Source organism: Sphingobium sp. SA916 (assembly GCF_002894065.1).
Taxonomy (GTDB): Bacteria; Pseudomonadota; Alphaproteobacteria; order Sphingomonadales; family Sphingomonadaceae; genus Sphingobium; species Sphingobium fuliginis.
Genome location: NZ_LXYF01000027.1, coordinates 22,529 through 39,688, shown reverse-complemented (window position 1 = coordinate 39,688; position 17,160 = coordinate 22,529). Strand labels below are relative to the sequence as shown.

The following is a 17,160-nucleotide window of genomic DNA, read 5'->3' as shown; positions in this document are numbered from 1 at the left end:
ATCACAAAACTCGCGGTAACGGTTGAAGAACTCCTCGCCATTACGGGATATGAACTTAATTTCATTATATGACGAGCTGAATGTATGACTGAAATGGCACGCTTTAATTGGAGCGATCCCTTCAACTTTGACGATCAACTGACTGAAGAAGAACGAATGGTGCGTGATGCGGCTCATGGCTTCGCGCAAGGGGAACTTCAGCCCCGGGTCATCAATGCCTTCCGCGAAGAGCTGGATGCAGCAGAGTTGTTTCCACTCATGGGACAAGCCGGCTTGCTTGGAGCGACGATCCCACAGTCTTATGGCGGTGCTGGAGCTGGCTATGTCTCCTACGGCCTGATCGCGCGTGAGATTGAGCGCGTGGATTCGGGCTATCGGTCAATGGCATCGGTGCAAAGCTCGCTCGTCATGTATCCGATTTTTGCTTTCGGCTCGGAAGAACAGCGGTTTAAATATCTGCCTGGCCTAGCCGCAGGCTCGCTGATCGGCTGCTTCGGCCTGACAGAACCTGATGCGGGATCTGATCCTGCGGGCATGCGCACAATCGCGAAGAGGATTGATGGTGGCTATGTCCTTTCCGGCATAAAAACATGGATTTCGAATGCTCCTTTCGCCGACGTCTTTGTTGTCTGGGCAAAGAGCGAAGCACATGATGGGGCCATTTGCGGCTTCGTGCTTGAAAAGGGCCTGAAGGGGCTTTCCGCTCCCAAGATCAAGGGCAAGCTCAGCCTGCGTGCCTCGACCACCGGCATGATCTTGATGGACGAGGTTGAGGTTGACGAAGAAGCCTTGCTCCCCGGGGTCCAGGGTCTCAAGGGCCCCTTCGATTGCCTAAACCGCGCACGCTATGGGATCAGTTGGGGAGCGCTCGGCGCCGCGGAATATTGCATGCACGCAGCCCGCCAATATGGACTTGATCGGCACCAGTTTGGAAAGCCGCTTGCCGCCAACCAACTTTATCAAAAGAAGCTCGCCGATATGCAAACGGACATTGCGCTAGGGTTGCAAGCCTCATTGCGTGTCGGCCGCCTAATGGACGAAGGCAGGTTCGCGCCGGAGATGGTCTCTCTCGTCAAGCGTAACAATGTCGGAAAATCGCTTGATATTGCGCGCCATGCCCGAGACATGCACGGCGGTAATGGCATCAGCGATGAATATCAAGTCATGCGGCACATGGTGAATCTGGAAACCGTCAACACCTATGAAGGCGCGCACGATGTACACGCGCTCATCCTTGGTCGAGCACTCACTGGCATTGCCGCATTCTAGGGTAGGCCACCTTTCTTCTTCAGTGTTGCGCTGCCTGGTCGCAGCAACAGTCGTTGTGTCGAGTGAGCGGAAACGACGGAGCGTGGTGGCCGCCTCAATAGCTTCGCGGTAGTTTCAGGACATGCTCTGCGATGAATGACAATATGAGATTGGTCGAAACAGGTGCCACCTGATAAAGGCGGGCCTCTCGAAATTTCCGTTCGATGTCGTATTCCTCAGCAAAGCCATATCCGCCATATGTCTGGATGCAGGCGTTGCCCGCTTCGACTGCTACGTCCGCGGCAAGCATTTTTGCCATGTTCGCCTCGGGTCCATGTTCAAGCCCCGCTTCGTAAAGGCGCGCGGCCTCATGGACCATGAGCTCGGCAGCGCGCATATTTGCGTGGGCTCGCGCGATCGGAAAAGAGACGCCCTGGTTCATGCCAATGGGGCGATCGAACACCACCCGTTGATTGGCATAAGCAATGGATTTTCGGGTGAACCATTTCGCATCACCGACGCATTCGGCAGCAATAAGAACTCTTTCCGCATTCATGCCCGAAAGGATGCAATGAAAGCCCTTGCCTTCTTTGCCTAAGAGATTGGCGACCGGGATGCGCATCCTGTCGAAGAAAAGTTCCGTCGTGGCATGGTTCATCATGGTGCGGATAGGCCGGATCGTTAGCGAACCCGCGGTGCGAGCCTGGTTCATATCGACGATGAATATGGAAAGACCGTCGGTTTTCTTCGTCACTTGATCGCGCGGCGAAGTCCTCGCTAGCAGCAGCATGAGATCGCTGTGTTCGGCGCGACTGGTCCAGATTTTCTGGCCGCTCACCACGAAATAGTCCCCATCGCGAACTGCCGTCGTCCTTAACGCAGTGGTATCGGAGCCGCTTCCCGGCTCGGTTACGCCGAAAGCCTGCAAGCGCAGTGCGCCGCTTGCGATCGCGGGCAGATAAAGGCGCTTTTGCTCATCCGATCCATGTCTAAGGATGATGGCCATGTTATACATCTGGGCATGGCATGCCGCTCCGTTGCAACCCATCGCTTGAATCGTCTCAAGGATGGCAACTGCAGCCGAAAGGCCCAGACCTGATCCGCCATATTCCTCGGGTATAAGTACCGAAAGATAGCCAGCGCTCGTCAACGCATCGACAAAAGAAGTCGGATATTCGCGATCAGCGTCGAGCTTGCGCCAATATTCACCCGGGAACTTTTCACAAAGCCGGCGCACACCGTCGCGGATTTCGTGAAAGTGTTGAGGTTCGAAAGGACTAAGAAACTGCATCGCCCTCATCCGGAGAGATTGTGAAAAACCCTTGATCTGCAACGATGACGTCGCGCTCGAGCACCGATGCCCGAAAAGCGCCGTTATTCCAGATTTCGGTTCTGATGGTTTCACCAGGGAACACCGGTGCGGCGAAACGCAGTTGCACTGCGCGCAGGCGCTCGGTCTGGTAGCCGAGCCGCCCGCGGAGGATGGCGTGAACGATGATGCCCATCGTGCCCAGGCCGTGCAATATCGGCATCCTGTACCCGGCGCGCGCCGCGATTGCTGGATCGCTGTGCAGCGGGTTGAGATCTCCATTTAGACGATAGATCAGGGCCTGTTCGGGACCGGTCGTCAGGTCAATGACAAGAGCGGCATTGCCTTCCGCCACGGGTACCGGCGAACTTCGCGGAGCTTCGCCTTCCCCTCCGAACCCGCCGCCGCCGCGAATGAAGATCGTACGTTCAAGACAGGCAAAGCAGGTGCCGCAATCATCGCGGATATTGGTTTCGGTGAATATCAACGCGGCCTTGCCCACGCCTTTGTCGACAATGTGGGTGACGCGGGTTGTGCTTTCGACTTCGCCAGTTGCCGGAACCGGGCCAAGCAGTACCATGGATTGACCGGCATGCAGGACGGAAACCGGATCCACACCGGAATCAGGGTGCCCCAGCCAGAACCCGGGACTCGCGAGAACGAGCGCCATGCCGGGCATGGCAACCGGTCCACGAAGGGGATCCACGAATGGCAGCTGCGCGAGGTCGGTAGGATCTCGCCCCATCCCGATCGATAAGGCGTAAAATGCAGCATCGCGTGGAGTGACGGTCTGACGAACCGCAGGAATACGAAAGTTGAGCAATTTTTGCGGATCGATTGTCACTTTCAATTTCCCTGGAAGGTGGTCAAAGGGTGGCGCTGGCAACCATGATCGGACGGCCGTCGCGCGCATGGGCGACGAACTGAACACTATTACCGTTCGCGCGAAGCGCCAAATGCAGTTCCTCGCCGCAGATCGCGGCAGACACCGCTCGGCAATCGAAGCACCGAAGCGCATTGTCGCCGAAGTGCTGCTGGGCGAGTTCCAGCAGCAGTGTCGCCGTCAACGGACCGTGAACGACGAGGCCGCGATACCCCTCGATTTCGCAGGTGTAGGCCCGATCATAATGAATCCGGTGACTGTTGAAGGTCAGCGCCGAAAATCGGAACAGCAAGGCTTCCGAGGGGACCAGCGCGCGGTGCGCAACCCATCGAGATCCGTCGAAGGTCATGTCAGGCGGCCGCGGCAGCTCTGCGGGCCCCAAAGGCATGGGATCCCGATAAACGATCGCTTGGGTTTCGCGAACGAAGATTTCGCCTTTGCAGTGGATTTCCTGTGCCATCTCGACAAAAACAAGCTTGCCGGTCGCGCCTTGCTTTTCGGCGATGGAATTGATCCGCGATCTGCGCTGCACCTTCTGGCCGATGAGCAACGGCGAAAGAAATTCGATCCTGCTCGATGCCCACATCCGGCGCGACTGAGGAAGTGGTGGCATGAAGCTGCTTTCGCCGCCGCGCACCGGATGTCCATCCACGCTCAATGCGGCTGTTGGCGCGTCTGGCAGGCAAAGGCACCAATGATAGCCTTGCGGCACGCTGCCATCTGCCGGCGCAACGCGGTCGAAAGTCGCCAGCCACCGTCGTGCGGCAGCGGGTTCCAGATAGTCGTGACGCAATTCTTCACGACCAATCCAGCTTTGCCATTGTACGTACGGCTGGGTGGTCATATATCATCCCCGGTCAGGCCGCGGGCAATCACCTGAGCCTGAATTTCCGCAGCGCCCTCGAAAATGCTGAGGATGCGCGCATCGCAAAGGATGCGACTGATCTCGTATTCAAGGGCATAACCATTGCCGCCGTGGATCTGCAGCGCAGCGTCGGCGTTCGACCAGGCGGCGCGAGCGGCAAGCAACTTTGCCATGCCGGCCTCAATATCGCAGCGCTTGTCCGAATCCCTGGCTCGCGCGGCAGCATAGCAGAGTTCACGCGCCATCACAAAATCGACAAGGCTCATCGCCAGCTTGTCCGACACGCGCGGAAACCCGACGATGGCCCTGCCGAATTGCTTGCGAACCAAGGCATAGTCGAGGCCCAGTTCGATGGCCCGCCGCGCGACGCCGATAGCCCGCGCGGCGGTCTGGATGCGTGCGCCCTCGAAGGTACGCATGAGCTGCTTGAACCCTTTCCCCTCCTCGCCGCCCAGCAGGGCGTCTGCCGGCGCGGTCATGGCATCGAACTGCAGGGCATATTCGCGCATCCCGCGATAACCGGGGACCTCGATCTCGCTTCCGGTCATGCCAGGGGCTGGGAAACCGTCATCGCTCGTGCCCCGAGGCTTGGGCACCAGCAACATCGACAGCCCGGCGTAACCCCTGGCTTCAGGTAATGTTCGCACCAGCATCGTCATCAGATCTGATCGGCTGGCATGGGTAATCCAGTTTTTCGCCCCGTTGATGACCCAGTGATCGCCGTCGTGCCGTGCGCGGGTTTGAATGGAGCCAAGATCCGATCCGGTGTCGGGTTCGGTGAAGGCTGCTGACGGCAAAACCTCGCCGCTTGCGATCCTGGGCAACCACCAGGCCTTTTGCGCTTCGGTGCCGTTCAAGCCGATCAGTTCGCCGGCGATTTCCGACCGCGTGCCAAGCGAGCCCGCGCCAATCCAGCCCCGCGACAATTCCTCGGTTATGATGCACATCTTTAGCTTACCGAGGCCAAGTCCCCCATAGATTTCGGGTATGCAGACTCCGAATGTACCGAGATCGGCCATGGCCTGAATCACTGCCTCGGGGATCAGATCATTCGCCAGATGCCATCCGTGAGCCTGGGGCACGATGACAGCATTGGTGAAGCGACGGTATTGCTCGCGGATCGTGTCGGCTTCGGCATCATCGAGCGACTCGCTTGGCCATTGCCCCTGGGCCAGGGCTGCAGCCACTTCGCCTCTGGTTGCAGCATAGTCCACATCGAGTAGGTCCACGCACCGGTCGAAAAGCGTGCGGGCAGCGCTGCCAAGTCCGAGGTCGCCGGGGCGGAAGATTTCGTTCTGGCCCATCGGCAGGCCGCCACCGATCTGGCCAATGCATTCAGCGAAGGCCAGAGTGGCGATCCTGGCGTCAAAGTCATTCTTGCTGCCCCTGGCTTCGGACCATTCGAGCACCGCTTCAAGCGCAGCCACAAGCGTGGCCACCCAGGCATAACCGTGCGCGGCCCGCTGCTCCTCATCAATCCTTCCGGACACCAAGCGCGCGCCCAACGCTGCCTTGACCGAGTCGCGATAGTCTCTCGCGGCGTTCAGGGCCTGGCGCAGATCAGCCACCTTCAGGCCGCGCGCTCGAAGATTGCGGCGATGCCTTGTCCGCCGCCGATGCACATCGTCTCAAGACCGTAGCGGCCTTTCGTGCGCACAAGTTCGCGGGTAAGGTTGGCAAGAATACGACCACCGGTTGCACCGATCGGGTGGCCAAGCGATATACCCGAACCATTGACATTGAGGATTTCGTTCCGGCCGTCGTCATCCGACCAGCCCCATCCTTTCAGAACCGCCAGGACTTGCGGTGCGAAGGCTTCGTTCAGCTCAACCAGATCAATATCGCCCCAGCCAAGGCCGCTGCGGGCGAACAAGCGTTGCACTGCAGGAACGGGACCAATTCCCATACGACTGGGATCACAGCCCGCCGCGGCCGAGCTATGATAAAAGGCGATCGGTTCCACCCCCAGTTCGTCGAGTTTGTCTTCGGCCACCACAAGGCAAGCGGCAGCGGCGTCGTTCTGCTGACTGGCGTTGCCAGCGGTTACGACGCCGCCCTCAATCGCCTTCAGCGCGCCGAGCGAAGCCATCGTCGCGTCGCCGCGATAACCTTCATCGTGTGCGAAGATGGCAGGCGCGCCCTTTCTTTGCGGCACCACAACCGGCACGATTTCGTCGTCGAACATTCCATTCGCCCAGGCGGCCGCGGCCCGCTGGTGGCTGCGCACGGCATAGGCATCTGCCTGTTCCCGGCTGATGTCATAATCCCTGGCAAGATTTTCGGCCGTTTCGATCATGCCGGAGATAACACCAAAACGCTCCGTCGGCTGAGACATAAGGCGTCCGCGCGTCAACCTGTCGTGAAGGGTGATACTGCCGGAACGTTTGCCCCCGCGAAGGTCGGTTGAATAATGTTCGACGTTGGACATTGATTCGACCCCGCCGGCGACAACAACGTCGGACATCCCCGTCTGCACCATCATCGCGGCGTTGACGATCGCCTGTAGCCCCGAACCGCAGCGCCGGTCGAGCTGATAGCCGGGGACTTCAAGCGGCAGGTCGGCAGCCAGCCATGACCAGTGGCCGATGGCCGGCGCCTCGCCGTTGCCATATCCCTGACTGAACACGACATCGTCGACCCGGGCGGGATCGATCTTCGTGCGCTCGATCAGGGCCTTGAGGATGACTGCGCCAAGCTCGCCTGCAGTCATCGGCGAAAGAGAGCCGCCAAACTTGCCCACCGCAGTGCGGATCGGCATGACAATGGCTGCGCGACGAAGGGTCATTTCGGGTCTCCACTCGCCATGTTGCCCACAATACCTGCGTCGATCAGGCGGGCGATTTCGGCGGCAGGCAGCGAGAGCAGATCCGCCAGGACTTCTTCGGTATGCTGGCCATTGCACGGCGCGGGACAAGGATCCCGACGGTGCATTTGGGGAACGGTGGCGAATGTGCCCGCGGCGGGATAGTCGAAGCCGCTGGGATTTGGCACCATCCCGAAAATCGGATTGTTCGCTACCAGCGCTGGATCGTGAACCGCATCAAGCATCCTGCGATAGGGCGAAAAGACGATTCCCCCCGCATCGAAGGCAGTAGACAGATCGGCGTAATCACGCGACCGGATCGCCCGTTCAAACAAGGGATAGAGCATGTCACGCAAGGTATATCGGAGGCCGTCATCCTGTTCGAAAGAAACACCGCGCTCTTGTTCGATGGCCGCAACATCTTCGGAAAGGCCCAGCGCCCCCAGCAAATGGGCCCACTGGCGATGCGTGGCAACGACAATCATTGTCCGCACCCCGTCGCGCGTGGTGAAGTCGCGACCGAACAAACCATAAACTGCATTGCCAAGGCGCGGACGATCCCGGCCCGTATAGAGCATTTCTGCAAGTCCACCGAGGTTGGCGACCGTGCCAATCGCCACGTCTGACAACGGCAGCCGGATCTCGCATCCTTCGCCACTGGTGCTTCGCCACTGCATCGCGGCAAGCATGGCGAATGCTCCGTATGCGCCGGAAATGAGATCCCATGCGGGCAGGACATGATTGACCGGATCGGGGCCCGTTCCAGTCAGCATAGGGTATCCCACGGCATTGTTTATGGTGTAATCGAGCGCGGGCGAGCCATCGGCCCATCCCATTATCCGCAAGGTGACAAGATCCGGACACCCCTGCGCGAGGAGGGCATGGGACAGGAAACCATCCACCGGAAAATTGGTGATGAACTGGCCGGTTGCCCTCACGAGTTCCTGCACTATTTCACGCCCCTCAGGCCTGCGAAGATCAACCGCGACTGACTTTTTTGCACGATTGAGATTCTCCCAATAGAGCGAATCATTCGCCGCCGTCACAGGCCAGCGCCGGTAATCGGGGCCGCCGCCAATCTGGTCGACGCGTATCACCTGTGCGCCAAATTGCGCGCAATAAAGGCCCGCCGTGGGAGAGGCGACGAATGACGATGCCTCAATGATCGATAGGCCATCGAGAAAATTATACATGGCGTTTGATCCGGCCCGCAGGCGAATTGGCCATGCGCCAGGGCGGGGCGGAATGAACCCCCTGGCCGCCCATGGTGCAGCCTGCGGATGAAGTGCAACCCACGAAGGTCAATTCGCCGCCGCAAATTCACGCAGCATGTGCTTAGCGATCTGGAGTTGCAGGATCTGGGTCGTGCCTTCATAAATCCGATATATGCGCGCATCGCGGAAGAAACGTTCGGCATCGTATTCGGCAAGATAGCCGGCACCGCCGTGGATCTGGACGCAGGCATCCACCACGCGGCCGCACATTTCTGTCGCGAAAACCTTGAACGCCGCTGCTTTGCGCAAGATGTTCTCGCCTGCGTCGGCGCGCCGAGTGACATCGTCCATCATGCATTCGGCGGCATAGATTTCGATCTCGCTCTGGGCGAGCATCTGCTGGATCAACTGGAAGTTGGCAATCGGCTCGCCGAATGCCTTGCGCTCGGTCGCGTATCGGATGGCGCTATCCAGCGCCCGGCGGGCATAAGCGGTCGCTGCGGCGCCCACCGACATCCTGCCGTTGTCGAGGCTCATCATCGCGAATGCGAAGCCCTTGCCAAGTTCGCCGCCGAGCAGAGCCTCGCTGCCAACGTGGACATCTTCCAGCCCGATATCGGCGATATGGCTACCCGACTGGCCCATCTTCCTGTCCGACTTGCAGATCGTCACGCCGGGTATGTCAAGCGGGACGATGAATGCCGATATATGGGCGTTTTTGGGCAGATTTTCCATGGCCGTCCGCGCCATGATCAGTCCAACCTTCGCAAAGGGCGAGTTGGTAATATATCGCTTGGTGCCATTGAGAAGCCAGCCGTCGCCGGTCGGCACCGCAGTCGTCTGCAGACCCGCCGCATCTGATCCCGAACCCGGTTCGGTCAGGCCGAAAGCGGCGATTTCACCCGCGGCAATGCGCGGCAGCCATGCAGCCTTCTGCGCTTCTGTTCCACCATTCTTGAGGGCTGAGGCGAACATGCCGACATTGATCGAGATGATCGAGCGGAATGCCGGCATCGCATAACTTAGCGTGTGCATGGTGCGGATATACTGGCTGATGTTCATGCCGGCGCCGCCATGCTCTTCCGGTATGGTCAATCCAAACAGACCCATGTCGCGCATCGCTTCGAGGACGTTTTCGGGGATGAGGTCGGTTTCAATAATTTTGCGCTCGACAGGAATGAGCCGGTCGCGCACGAAGCGTTCAAGCTGTATCAAGAATTGTTCGAAGACTTCTGCATCCATGCCGGCGTTGCTCATCGGTTACCTGTCAGATTGGATCATAAGGAAAGACATGCGCCGAGACTTCATCGGCGCGCGCGAAGCTGCTGCGAAACGAAGGTACAAGCTCGTGGGCAATTGCCTCCGGCGTCCAGCCTTCGACCTTGGTCATCGACCGGATCGGCCGGGGCTTGCAAAACAGGGCGATTTCATTCTTGCGAACCGCGAAAATCTGGTTGGTCACGTCCTTGGATAGGTCGGATGCCAGATAGGCAACCAACGGCGCGATCTTGTCTGCCGACATGGATTGCAACCGTTGGACACGTTCGTGTTCGGCAGGCGTTGTCGCGGGAATTGACGAGGTCATGCGGCTCCACGCAAAAGGCGCGATGCAGTTCGAGCGGACGCCAACTCGCGCCATGTCGAGCGCGATAGACTGCGAAAGCGCGACGACGGCCAACTTTGCCGCCGAATAGTTCGCCTGCCCGATGTTGCCGATCAGACCGCTCGTCGAAGTGAAATGAACGAAACTGCCCGCCTTCTGTTCACGAAAATAGGGCGTGGCGGCCTTGGAAACGTTGAAGACACCAGTAAGATTGACCGCGATGACGCTGGTCCAGTCCGCGTGACTCATCTTGTGCCAGATGCTGTCTCGCAAGATGCCTGCATTGTTCACGACCGCATCGATTCGGCCAAATTTCCGTACCGCATCCTCGATAATGCTCTGCGCCTCCGCCGGATCTGCAACATTACCGAAGTTGGCCGCCGCTTTGCCCCCGGCACCGATGATGTCGTTAGCGGTGTTCTGAGCGAATGCGGTATCGCCGCCGTTGCCCGCCTGCGCCACGCCAGGATCGTTGACGATAATTGCCGCCCCCTGCGCGGCGCAATACAACGCCAGTTGGCGACCTATTCCGCGCCCGGCACCAGTGATCGCGACAACTGATCCATCCAGGCACCGATCCATATCCCGTTCCTCAAATGCAATTAGCCCGACAGGCAGGACTGGCTCAATGCCAGGCTCTGGCAACAAGCTCACCCAGTTCCTCTGCCACTCCGCCAGATGTGCTCGCCAAGGTACAATAGTTGGCAAAGCTTGCCTGGACTGCTGCTTCGGACGACTCGGCACGGGTCAACTGGTCCAGGTCCAGCCCAGCGAGCATTTGGGACTGGACCAGACGTTCACCATGCAACTCTGCCGTCTTCAGCGCCGCATAGGCTGCGGCGTTAATTTCCGACTCAGGCGTACATTGGCACCACTGCTTCATCCAGCGCCGCACCGAACGGACCGGTTGCACGAAGCGTTCATTCGCAGTTGCTGCCGAGTGCTGCGCGGCCTCGATGTCCGAAACAGCGAGAATGGTGCAACGCGCCCCTGCCAACCAAAGGCAAAGCAACACCGTGTTGACGTCACACCCATGCTGATCCTGCAAGGCAAGGCAGGAAGCTGCCACGCCCGGCTTGGCATAAATGTGTAAGGAATAGTCCCATAACGCCGCCGCGTGCTGCTCCACCTGAATTGAAGCTTCATCACCCACTGGCGGCACGGCCGGGCCTTGGTCCGACCGTGCCGAAGTACCCAATCGCGGACCTTGGTGAAAATGCTGACCAGACATGCAACGAGGCCAACCGCCTAGAACGTGCGGGCGCCGAAATGGATTTCCATCATCGGACGCATGACATCCCACCGTTCCAGCTGCGACCAGTGGCCCGAACGGTCGAGAACGTACAGTTCGGCATGCTTGAGATGCTGGATCAGGTATAGGCTGGTGTCGAGCGGCACCACCCGGTCCTGACGGCCATGGAAGATCAGCACTTCGTGCGGCATTTTGCCCAGCAGTTCGGGCGGCATGTTGAGCGTCTCAATGCCGTTCTTCATCGAATCGATCATCTTGACCGCGGTCTTCATGATTCCCGGATCGGTGGCGATCTTGTAACGGTTCTCGACGATTTCCTCCATGCCTTCGAACTTCTCGGCATCGTAGGCGAAGCTGTGCATCACCTGGCGATAGCGGGCATATCGTGGGTCGGAATAGAACGAGAGCAGGCGGATCAGTTCCGGGGTGCGCGGGCCGGGGGCTCCGATCGAACCCATCAGCACCACCTTGTCGATTGTGTCGGGCTCCTCGCTCATCATTTGCAGGGTCAGCGCGCCGCCCATCGAATTGCCTACAACGTGGGCCTTCTTCACACCGAGCGCCTCAAGCAGGCCAAAGCACTGGTCGACCCGGGTGCCGATCCAGCCCATCACGCTGTCAGGCCACGGATCGGGAATCACCGACTGGCCGAAACCGATCAGGTCGGGCGCGATCACGAAGAAGTTTTCGGCGAGGTCCGGCATCAGGTGATACCAGTTGGATGCGGCATGTGCGCCCGGACCCGCACCGTGAAGCAGCAGAATTGCCGGCTTGGACGGATCGCCCGCCAAGAGGGTGTGCGAGGTCAAGCCGCGGCCCGTGATCTTTTCTTCCCTGATAACCCCTTCAGCAGCCATGACATTCTCCCATGTGATCCTGACGATATATTCGCGCGACTCCTTGCCGGAGTTCACAGTCAATTTTGCCGGAGCCTAAGATATCGTTTGACATTGTGCAATGAGTTTTCCCAAGTGTTGCGCATTGGGAGCAGGACACATGACAGGCGAGACATTCGACGATCGACTGGTCGCGCAATTGGCGCAGGAACTCGACCATGCCGAGCAGACCCGCGAACGGATCCGGCCGTTCTCCGTGCGCTATCCAGGCATGCAGATCGAGGATGCCTACCGCATCAACCAGGCCTGGGTCGATCTCAAGCGAGAGCGCGGCCGGGCCGTCTTTGGTCACAAGATCGGCCTGACCTCGCGCGCGATGCAGCAGGCAGCCGGAATCACCGAACCCGATTACGGCACCTTGCTGGATGACATGGTGTTCGAACAGGGCAGCGACGTGCCGACCGCCCGGTTCATCACGCCCAAGGTCGAGGTCGAACTGGCCTTTGTGCTCGGGCGCCGCCTGGAAGGAGCACAGACGACGATTTTCGACGTCCTGAGCGCCACCGACTATGTGGCTCCGGCAATCGAGATCATAGACACCCGGGTGCATCCCAAGGATGCCGAAACCGGAGTGGCGCGCAAGGTCCTGGATACGATCAGCGACAATGCCGCCAATGCCGGAATCATCGTCGGCGGTCTGCCGGCGAAACCCGACGGGCTCGATCTGCGCCGCATCGGCGCCCTGCTCAGCCGCAACGGGGTGATCGAGGAAACCGGCCTTGCGGCAGGGGTGCTTAACCACCCCGCCAACGGCGTCGCCTGGCTGGTACGGCGGCTCGCGCCTTGGGGGCAAGGGCTCGAAGCCGGAGAAGTCGTGCTTGGCGGATCGTTCACGCGCCCGGTCGAAGCGGCGCCGGGCGATGTCTTCAACGCCGATTTTGGCGAGTTTGGTTCAATCGGGTTCCGGTTCGTTTAAGGGGCGAAAATGCAGACACCGGTCAACCGCTTCAAGGCGGCCTTGCGCGAAGGTCCGGTCCAGCTTGGCTTCTGGTTGGCCCTGGCCCATCCAGACATTGCCGAAATCTGCGCGGGCCATGGCTATGACTGGCTGCTGATCGATGGCGAACATGGCCCGCAAACCCTGCCCGGCATCGTCGCGCAGCTGCGTGCGGTCGAGGCGACGCCGCCGTGTTCGGCGATCGTCCGGATTGCCGGCCACGATCCGGTAGCGATCAAGCAGGTTCTCGATCTTGGAGCGCAGACTCTGATGGTTCCGATGGTCGAGACCGCCGAACAGGCCCAGGCCATCGTAACTGCGTCCCGCTATCCGCCTGCAGGCGAACGCGGCCTCGGCGGCGCCCGTGCCGCGCGCTGGGGTGGCTATCCTGCCTATGTCGCAGAAGCCAATGCGCAGGTTTGCATCATCGCCCAGATCGAGACCGCGACCGCCGTCGACAACATTGAGGCGATCGCCGCAGTGGACGGAATCGACGCGCTGTTCCTTGGACCTGCGGACCTGGCCGCGACCGAAGGTTTGCTGGGCGCAATCAATTTCGATGCCCTGTTCAAGCTGACCGGCGAAGCACTGGCGCGGATCGTCTCAACCGGCAAACCGGCCGGGATCCTTTCGCGCGACGAACGCCTCGTCCAGCAGTTCCTCGATGGCGGTGCCCGCTTCATCGCCAACGGGATCGACAGCTTCACGATGGCCAAGGGCGCGGGCGACGGACTCCGGGTCTGGCGTGAGCGTATCGCGGCACAGGGCGGCAACTGAGGCTATGGCAAAACCGGCTTGGCAGACGCCTCGTTCCAGTGACCCGGTCAAACCGCTTGATGGCGTCCGGGTGCTTGAATTAGCCCGCATCCTGGCTGGCCCATGGTGCGGACAGCTGCTGGCGGACCTTGGCGCCGAAGTGATCAAGATCGAACGGCCCCGCGTAGGAGACGATACGCGGCATTGGGGGCCGCCGTTCGTGACAGCAGAAGATGGCACCAATTTGGGAGCGGCTTATTTCCATTCGACCAATCGCGGCAAGCGGTCTTTCGCAATCGACATCGCCAGCGCGGAGGGCCAGGCCATCATTCGCGATCTGGCAAGCGGCGCAGATATCGTGATCGAGAACTACAAGGTCGGCGGGCTGTCGAAGTACGGGCTTGACCATGCCGCGCTTTCCGCACTGAATCCGCGCCTGATCACCTGCTCGATCACAGGGTTCGGACAAACCGGGCCATACGCCCACCGCGCAGGCTACGATTTCATCGCCCAGGCCATGGGCGGCATGATGTCGATGACCGGCGAACCCGATGGCGAACCGCAGAAGGCGGGCATCGCCGTGGCCGATCTGTTCACGGGCATGTACAGCACGGTGGCGATCCTCGCTTCGCTCAACCGCCGGGACCGCACCGGCAGCGGCGCCCACATCGACATGGCACTGCTCGACACCCAGGTGACTGTCATGGCCAATCAGGCGATGAACTGGATGACATCGGGTAATGTGCCGCGCCGGTTCGGCAACGGTCACGCCAATCTGGCACCCTATCAAGCCTTCCCCACGCTTGACGGGCCCTTGGTGATTGCGGCCGGCAACGACGGCCAGTTCGCCAGCTTGTGCCGCGTTTTGCGGTGTTCACTGCATGAAGACCCACGCTTCGCCACAAATCCTGCCCGTCTCTCGAACCGGGCGGAACTGGTCACAACGGTCGAGGGGCGCACGGCCCAGTGGAACCGACAAGCGCTGTTCGACGCGCTTGAAGAGGTTGGCGTGCCAGCCGGACCAATCAACGAACTCGACGAAGTGTTCGCCGATCCACAGGTCATCGCCAGGGGCCTCGCCGCAATGGCCGGAGGGCGCAAAGGCGTCGCCAGCCCGATCGTGATCGACGGGGTGCGAATGGTTTCGGATCTGGCCGCGCCGGGAAGTCCCGAGTCGGTCGGAGACGAATAGGCGGCGCAGTCAGTTCGCAGCCTGAACCGGTATAGGTCCCCCGAACAATCGCCAGCCTTCGCTGAACAGTACAAGCACGATGGTCACGCTCGCCACCCCGAAGAACGAACAGGCCAGAGGCAGCGGGGAACCATTGTAGGCCTGCCCGATCAGTGCGCCCAGCCCCGCGCCAAGCACCAAACGGAAGAACGTCTGAACAGAGGCCGCGGCCCCGGCCACCTTGCCGAATGGCTGCAGGGAAATCGCAGTGAAATTGATGAAGACCGTGATCAGCAAGCACATGTTCGCGGATGTCAGAAGCACGAACTGAAGCAGGGTTTCGCCCGGTCGGGATGCCACATAGATCTGGCCGATCGACACAAGGAAATGGCACAGGATGGCGGCATGGCCGATCCCTCGGATGCCGAAACGGTGTACGATAGCGGAATTGGCAATGCTGGCCAGCATCATCGAGCCCGCCATCAAGCCAAAGATTACCGAATAGGCCCCACCGGCCCCGAAATGTTCGCCGATCAATTGCTGCGAGCTGTTGATGAAGCCGAAGTGAGCGCCGAAAATCAGGGCCATGCCAATGACGTAACCGATCGACCGGCGATTTGTCAGAACGAGGCGGATGTTGCCGAACAATTCACTCGCACCATGAGACTGCCGCCGGGAAAGCGGCAGCGTTTCTTCCATGCGGAAGAAATACCAAGCTGACACTCCCATCGACAGCACCCCGATGACGATGAAGACGGCACGCCAGCCGAGCGCTGTAAAGATCACATAACCCAAACTTGGGGCGAGGGTCGGGACTGCCATAAACAGCATCGCGACAAAGGCCTGCAGCTTGGCCATGTCTTCGCCCTGATAGCGGTCGCGAACGATCGCCAGAGGAAGGACGGTCAGGGCGGAAGAGGCACAGCCAAGCAGCGCGCGGGCCGCCAGCAGGACCGAAAAGTCAGCCACGAAAGCACAAAGCAGATTGATCAGGGCGAACAGAACCATGCAAACCAGCAGGACCGGCCTCCTCCCAAGCCGGTCGGAGATCGTCCCCGGGACGAGCGAAAACAGGCCCGAGCAGATCAGGAAGGTGCCGATGACCCATTGCCGCTGGTTTGAACCGCTTGCTCCCAGATCGGTTGCCATGGCACCCAAAGCCGGAAGCAACGTTGTAAACCCAAGTGACTGCAATGCCTGGATCATCGCCATCATGGCGATGAACTCCCGTTTGCCGATTGGCTCTTTATCGGACAGCGACAACGTTCATACCTTCCGGATGGTCGGGCCTGGCAGCGCCCCCGCCATGAAGCCGGTCCACCAATATGGAGGCCCGTCCACTTCTGATGTAAAGCCGCAGGAGCTATCCTTGCCAGCCGATCGCACGACTCGCTGCTATGGCCGCCGAAAGGATCTTTTCGATCTTCGTCTTCGAATAAAAATGCTTGTCCTGAACTCGCGAGAGAACGCTCATCGTCGCAACAAGCCTGTTCGCGGAATCAAACACAGGTACACTCAAGGCAGAGAGACCAGGCACAACCGTACCCTGTGTGGTCGCGTATCCCAGCTCGCGCGCTTGGACTATCTGCCTTTCCAGTTCGTCGTCGGAAACCACCAGCCCGCTGGCGCGCTCTTGCTCGATGACGGGCTGGGTCAAAGTTCGTGAACAATGGGTCAAATACAGGATGCCAGTCGACGAAGCCTGCAATGGCAAAACAGAGCCGACGTGCAAACTGGTAAACAGGGGCAGACCGCCATCGATCCAGCGAATCACCGATGGCCCGTAATTACCCCAGACCGCCAGCAACCCTGTCGTTTGCAGTTCTTCCAGCACGCTCGCCAGATTATCGCCAGCGATCCGTACCGGCTCCACCCGCGCCAGCGCGGCCATGCCAATACGAACTGAAAACTCACCTAGTGCATAGCGGCCATTCTGGACATTCTGCTCGACCACGCCTGTATTGACAAAAGCCAGCAGGTAACGGTGTGCCTGGCTGCGTGACAGACCCGATTTCTCGGCAACTTCACGCAGATGTGCGCCATCCCTTGGGCAATCCATCAAGGCCCTGAGGACGCGAACACCAATTTCCACGGACTGGATAGCCTTGCGCGGCGAATCATTCGCGCTCAAATCTTCGGGAGGCAAGCGCTCGTTAGCCTGATGTTCGATTTCATCACCTTTAGCTGTAAGCTGGCTAGCCTTGCGTGCGTTCATCGGTATTC

The 17,160-nt window shown here is 59.8% G+C and carries 16 protein-coding genes; 4 read left to right on the top strand and 12 right to left on the bottom strand.

The window, feature by feature from the left end; genetic code table 11:
• The first annotated feature begins 84 nt into the window (after nucleotides 1–84).
• Nucleotides 85–1,269, top strand: coding sequence for an acyl-CoA dehydrogenase (locus A8G00_RS06620; protein ID WP_008828112.1), 1,185 nt, complete (start codon nucleotides 85–87; stop codon nucleotides 1,267–1,269).
• Between the two features lie 94 nt (nucleotides 1,270–1,363).
• Here A8G00_RS06620 and A8G00_RS06615 read toward each other — a convergent pair whose 3' ends face one another.
• The 10 genes from A8G00_RS06615 to A8G00_RS06570 all read right to left on the bottom strand — a co-directional run bounded on the left by A8G00_RS06615 (nucleotide 1,364) and on the right by A8G00_RS06570 (nucleotide 12,034).
• Entirely contained in the window at nucleotides 1,364–2,539 is a 1,176-nt protein-coding gene (locus A8G00_RS06615) for an acyl-CoA dehydrogenase family protein (protein WP_031308881.1), read from the bottom strand.
• A complete protein-coding gene (locus A8G00_RS06610; RefSeq protein WP_037517491.1) occupies nucleotides 2,526–3,401 on the bottom strand; it encodes a MaoC/PaaZ C-terminal domain-containing protein in 876 nt (291 codons plus the stop codon). The genes A8G00_RS06615 and A8G00_RS06610 overlap by 14 nt, the downstream gene beginning before the upstream one ends.
• Before the next feature lie 22 nt (nucleotides 3,402–3,423).
• Entirely contained in the window at nucleotides 3,424–4,284 is an 861-nt protein-coding gene (locus A8G00_RS06605) for a MaoC family dehydratase N-terminal domain-containing protein (protein WP_024018969.1), read from the bottom strand.
• On the bottom strand, nucleotides 4,281–5,873 hold the full coding sequence (locus A8G00_RS06600; protein WP_103000338.1) for an acyl-CoA dehydrogenase family protein: 1,593 nt from the start codon (nucleotides 5,871–5,873) through the stop codon (nucleotides 4,281–4,283). Before A8G00_RS06600 ends, A8G00_RS06605 begins: the two co-directional genes overlap by 4 nt.
• A 2-nt stretch (nucleotides 5,874–5,875) precedes the next feature.
• On the bottom strand, nucleotides 5,876–7,090 hold the full coding sequence (locus A8G00_RS06595; protein ID WP_008828107.1) for an acetyl-CoA C-acetyltransferase: 1,215 nt from the start codon (nucleotides 7,088–7,090) through the stop codon (nucleotides 5,876–5,878).
• A complete protein-coding gene (locus A8G00_RS06590; protein ID WP_008828106.1) occupies nucleotides 7,087–8,301 on the bottom strand; it encodes a CoA transferase in 1,215 nt (404 codons plus the stop codon). The genes A8G00_RS06595 and A8G00_RS06590 overlap by 4 nt, the downstream gene beginning before the upstream one ends.
• 108 nt (nucleotides 8,302–8,409) lie before the next feature.
• Nucleotides 8,410–9,579, bottom strand: a complete 1,170-nt coding sequence (locus tag A8G00_RS06585) for an acyl-CoA dehydrogenase family protein (RefSeq protein ID WP_008828105.1) — start codon at nucleotides 9,577–9,579, stop codon at nucleotides 8,410–8,412.
• A 10-nt stretch (nucleotides 9,580–9,589) separates the two neighbouring features.
• Nucleotides 9,590–10,507 carry an SDR family NAD(P)-dependent oxidoreductase gene (locus tag A8G00_RS06580; protein WP_024018971.1) on the bottom strand — a complete coding sequence of 306 codons (918 nt, stop codon included), beginning with the start codon at nucleotides 10,505–10,507 and terminating at the stop codon, nucleotides 9,590–9,592.
• A 43-nt stretch (nucleotides 10,508–10,550) separates the two neighbouring features.
• Nucleotides 10,551–11,078: a TIGR02444 family protein gene (locus A8G00_RS06575; RefSeq protein WP_229710705.1), complete on the bottom strand. Its 528-nt coding sequence runs from the start codon at nucleotides 11,076–11,078 to the stop codon at nucleotides 10,551–10,553.
• 95 nt (nucleotides 11,079–11,173) lie between these two features.
• Entirely contained in the window at nucleotides 11,174–12,034 is an 861-nt protein-coding gene (locus tag A8G00_RS06570) for an alpha/beta fold hydrolase (protein WP_008828102.1), read from the bottom strand.
• 139 nt (nucleotides 12,035–12,173) lie between these two features.
• On the opposite strand from A8G00_RS06570, the gene hpaH reads away from it, so the two are divergent.
• Genes hpaH through A8G00_RS06555 form a run of 3 tightly spaced genes read left to right on the top strand, consistent with a single transcriptional unit; the run spans nucleotide 12,174 to nucleotide 14,958 of the window.
• Complete coding sequence (gene hpaH, locus A8G00_RS06565; RefSeq protein ID WP_008828101.1) at nucleotides 12,174–12,989, top strand: 2-oxo-hept-4-ene-1,7-dioate hydratase; 816 nt, start codon at nucleotides 12,174–12,176, stop codon at nucleotides 12,987–12,989.
• A 9-nt stretch (nucleotides 12,990–12,998) separates the two neighbouring features.
• Entirely contained in the window at nucleotides 12,999–13,787 is a 789-nt protein-coding gene (locus A8G00_RS06560) for an HpcH/HpaI aldolase/citrate lyase family protein (protein ID WP_008828100.1), read from the top strand.
• Between the two features lie 4 nt (nucleotides 13,788–13,791).
• Complete coding sequence (locus tag A8G00_RS06555) at nucleotides 13,792–14,958, top strand: CaiB/BaiF CoA-transferase family protein (protein ID WP_024018973.1); 1,167 nt, start codon at nucleotides 13,792–13,794, stop codon at nucleotides 14,956–14,958.
• 9 nt (nucleotides 14,959–14,967) lie between these two features.
• On the opposite strand, the gene A8G00_RS06550 is transcribed toward A8G00_RS06555, so the two are convergent.
• Complete coding sequence (locus tag A8G00_RS06550; RefSeq protein ID WP_253257934.1) at nucleotides 14,968–16,200, bottom strand: multidrug effflux MFS transporter; 1,233 nt, start codon at nucleotides 16,198–16,200, stop codon at nucleotides 14,968–14,970.
• Nucleotides 16,201–16,300: 100 nt separating this feature from the next.
• Nucleotides 16,301–17,152 carry an IclR family transcriptional regulator gene (locus A8G00_RS06545; protein WP_008828097.1) on the bottom strand — a complete coding sequence of 284 codons (852 nt, stop codon included), beginning with the start codon at nucleotides 17,150–17,152 and terminating at the stop codon, nucleotides 16,301–16,303.
• Nucleotides 17,153–17,160 lie beyond the last annotated feature (8 nt).

What these genes read in the sequence shown, in the direction of transcription:
- A8G00_RS06560 (WP_008828100.1), top strand. Translation starts at nt 12,999, where the DNA reads ATGCAGACACCGGTCAACCGCTTCAAGGCGGCCTTGCGCGAAGGTCCG.
- A8G00_RS06590 (WP_008828106.1), bottom strand. Translation starts at nt 8,301, where the DNA reads ATGTATAATTTTCTCGATGGCCTATCGATCATTGAGGCATCGTCATTC.
- A8G00_RS06555 (WP_024018973.1), top strand. Translation starts at nt 13,792, where the DNA reads ATGGCAAAACCGGCTTGGCAGACGCCTCGTTCCAGTGACCCGGTCAAA.
- A8G00_RS06585 (WP_008828105.1), bottom strand. Translation starts at nt 9,579, where the DNA reads ATGAGCAACGCCGGCATGGATGCAGAAGTCTTCGAACAATTCTTGATA.
- A8G00_RS06570 (WP_008828102.1), bottom strand. Translation starts at nt 12,034, where the DNA reads ATGGCTGCTGAAGGGGTTATCAGGGAAGAAAAGATCACGGGCCGCGGC.
- hpaH (WP_008828101.1), top strand. Translation starts at nt 12,174, where the DNA reads ATGACAGGCGAGACATTCGACGATCGACTGGTCGCGCAATTGGCGCAG.
- A8G00_RS06595 (WP_008828107.1), bottom strand. Translation starts at nt 7,090, where the DNA reads ATGACCCTTCGTCGCGCAGCCATTGTCATGCCGATCCGCACTGCGGTG.
- A8G00_RS06580 (WP_024018971.1), bottom strand. Translation starts at nt 10,507, where the DNA reads ATGGATCGGTGCCTGGATGGATCAGTTGTCGCGATCACTGGTGCCGGG.
- A8G00_RS06545 (WP_008828097.1), bottom strand. Translation starts at nt 17,152, where the DNA reads ATGAACGCACGCAAGGCTAGCCAGCTTACAGCTAAAGGTGATGAAATC.
- A8G00_RS06620 (WP_008828112.1), top strand. Translation starts at nt 85, where the DNA reads ATGACTGAAATGGCACGCTTTAATTGGAGCGATCCCTTCAACTTTGAC.
- A8G00_RS06605 (WP_024018969.1), bottom strand. Translation starts at nt 4,284, where the DNA reads ATGACCACCCAGCCGTACGTACAATGGCAAAGCTGGATTGGTCGTGAA.
- A8G00_RS06615 (WP_031308881.1), bottom strand. Translation starts at nt 2,539, where the DNA reads ATGCAGTTTCTTAGTCCTTTCGAACCTCAACACTTTCACGAAATCCGC.